The organism is Roseomonas chloroacetimidivorans, from assembly GCF_049629625.1.
Taxonomy (GTDB): domain Bacteria; phylum Pseudomonadota; class Alphaproteobacteria; order Acetobacterales; family Acetobacteraceae; genus Roseomonas; species Roseomonas chloroacetimidivorans.
This window is the reverse complement of record NZ_JBNBZS010000219.1, coordinates 1-2,667: the sequence shown is the minus strand read 5'-3', so window position 1 is coordinate 2,667 and position 2,667 is coordinate 1. Positions and strand designations below refer to the sequence as shown.

Sequence of the window (2,667 nt, the reverse complement as noted above, 5' to 3'; positions counted from 1 at the left end):
TCGAGCATCTGGTCGAGGCTGGGCTGCGGGCGCAGCTCAATTCCCAGAGCTTCGTCACCGGCCAGCTCCGGGTTGATCTCGACTTCCGTCCCGGCACCCCCGCAGAGCGGGTCGCAGCGGACACAGGAGGCCTGCCCCAGATTCCGGCTATCGCATCGGACCTGGACCGCCTGCGGGAGACGCTCGCCGACGTCCCGGTGCAGGAAGTGGTGCGGACCGCTCAGCGGAGCTTGGCCTCCCTCGAGCGCTTGGCCAACCACGTGGATGCGGAGCTGGACCCTCTGCTGGACAGCACGCGGCGTGGCATCGCTTCCGCAACCCGGACCCTGGACACGACTGAGCAGGCGGTTGTCCGTCTCCAGACCGATGCGTCCCGCACCCTGCAGGAGTTGGACGGGCTCGCGTCCGGTGCCCGGCAACAACTCGACGAGCGGGGCGCCGAACTCGCGCGCGTCCTCGGCTCTGCGGACCGAGTGGCGCGGCAGGCTGAGACGATACTCTCTTCATTGGGTGGCCTGGTGGCCCCGCGCTCGCAGCTCCGCAGCGATCTCGAGGCTGCGACGCGTGACCTCGCCGCCAGTGCCGGCTCGCTGCGCGGCTTCGCGCGGACGATCGAACGTGACCCCAGTGCCGTGCTCAGAGGGAGAAACGCACGATGAGCGGCTTTCCGGTTCCCACCACGCGCCGGCGGCGAACCACCGCGCTGGGGACTGTGCTTGGCGTCTGCAGTCTCGCCCTCGCCGCCTGTGGCTCGGCTGGGCCGCCCCCGGTCACCTATGTGCTCGGGCCGCCCGAGGCCGGCACCGAGGGCTCCGAGTCCTTGACCGGCCGGCCCGTGGTCGAGGTGAAGCCGGTTCTGCTCCCGGACTACCTGGACGTGACCGATATCCTGGTCCGGCGCGCCGCGAACATGGTGGCCTCAAGCGCGACCGGGCGCTGGGGCGAGCGCCTCTCCGTGGGCGTCACGCGCGCCCTCGCACTCGGGCTGACGCGTCGCCTGCCAGACATCATCGTCACCACCACCGAGCCCACCGAGCGACCGGCGCGGCAACTCCTGGCCGAGGTCGAGACCTTCGAGCCGCGCGCGGACGGGTCCGTTGTTCTCGTAGCGCGGTGGCGCGTGCTGGACGGCGGTGGGCGCGAGACGCTGGCCGGTGAGCGCGTGTCACTGAAGGAGTCCATGGCCGAGCCGGGTGACGCAGCGATCGTGGCGGCAATGACCCAGGCGGTCGAGAACCTCGCCGATCGTGTTGCGGCCGGTGTTCGGCGTGCCATGCCCGCGCCCCGCCCGGGACGGTGACCCATCTCCTCCGCCAGCCGCCCAGTCCCACTGCTGCACCAACCTCCAGAGCAGCCCAGCCGGTGCGCTTCCTGCCAGGTCGAGGAGAATGCTCATGAGTGCCACTCAGTCCCGGTCTGACCTCGACGAGGTGAGGTCCGGGCTTCGTTCGCGATGGGGGTGGTCTGTCGCCGCCGCCATCATCTCTTCACGATGAGCGCGAACAGACCCTGATGCGAGCACGTGGGCTTGCCGGCTGTCGGGCGCGGCGAACGAAGGTCCGTCTTTCACGCGTGCTCCGATGCATCCTGGCGTTGGGACCGTCCGCATGTGCCGTGGAGGACTCGCATGTGGCGCAGCTAGCACAGAACAGTCTGGTTGGCCTCTCGGAAGCTGAGCTGGTCAGCTGCCTTGGCGTTCCCAACCGCCGGGAGCGGTTCGGTCAGATGAGCGTCCTCTCCTATGATGGAAGCTCCACCAGTTCTGGAGGCCTCAGCCTTACTCTTCCGGTCGTCGGAGGATTGAGTTTTACTGGAGGTGGGAACTGTCATCTTGCTGTTCGCGTGGACAGTGGACGGGTGAGCAGCATCAGGTACACCGGGGAAGTTGATGCGCCATTCGCCCCACGGGCTTACTGCGCACCTCTGGTCAGGAGTTGCGTCACTCAGCCTCCGTCACCTGCTCCTGTGCAAGCCCCGGCCCCTCAGGCTCCGCTGGGGAGCCAGGCAGAGCCACCACCGGCGTACCCGGAAGGGCAGCAGGGGGTAGTCACGGCAGCGGCGGCCGCAAGATCAATCGGCTGCCAGCAAGATGGAGCGGCGGATGGTTCAATCGAAGGGCAAAGCCATTCCGAAGGAACAATCAAATGAAGAGTGACGGCCGTGGCAACAAGGCCGGCAATCTCTTCAATGCAAGTTCAATCAGCCCCTTTGGAGGTCCGACATTGCGGTGGAACATCCTGGATCCCGGCAGGACTCGCGCCGATGTGGACCGAGCCACTGCCAGGTCCGAGGCCGCCCCGGCGCCGTATCGCAGAACCGTACTTGCGGCGCTTCAGGACGCCGAAAGCTCTCCGTCAGGATCCCGACCTCAGGGCCAGAACGTAGCCAGACCCGGGCAGGAAAGCCGGGCAATTCTTCGCGCCGCGTCACTGACGCGAGATCTCAATCGTGCCGGGACCGTGTGCCGCATCGATAGCCTCGACACGGAGCGCCAGTGGCTGCCAAGCCGCCGTTCGTTTCTTGCCCGGCACTTGGCTCAACTCGTATGAGGCGGCCCGGCATGCCGCATCGTGGTTCTGGGCGTGGTTGAGGGAGGCAGGCAGTGTCACCTTTCTGGACAGCGGCGGCTCCCCTGACGCTGCTCTTCCTGACCGGCTGCTCGGGAGG

3 protein-coding genes are annotated in these 2,667 nt (G+C 67.5%); all 3 read left to right on the top strand.

The annotated features are described in order from the left end of the window. Positions 1-659: MlaD/PqiB family protein (locus ACO1BU_RS36755; protein ID WP_424140805.1), on the top strand; the 659-nt coding region annotated here is incomplete at its 5' end. Continuing rightward, positions 656-1,300, top strand: a complete 645-nt coding sequence (locus ACO1BU_RS36750) for a PqiC family protein (protein ID WP_424140804.1) — start codon at positions 656-658, stop codon at positions 1,298-1,300. The genes ACO1BU_RS36755 and ACO1BU_RS36750, both read left to right, overlap by 4 nt. A gap of 844 nt (positions 1,301-2,144) precedes the next feature. Further along, positions 2,145-2,549: a TolC family protein gene (locus tag ACO1BU_RS37800; RefSeq protein ID WP_481133269.1), complete on the top strand. Its 405-nt coding sequence runs from the start codon at positions 2,145-2,147 to the stop codon at positions 2,547-2,549. The last annotated feature ends 118 nt before the right edge of the window (positions 2,550-2,667 follow it).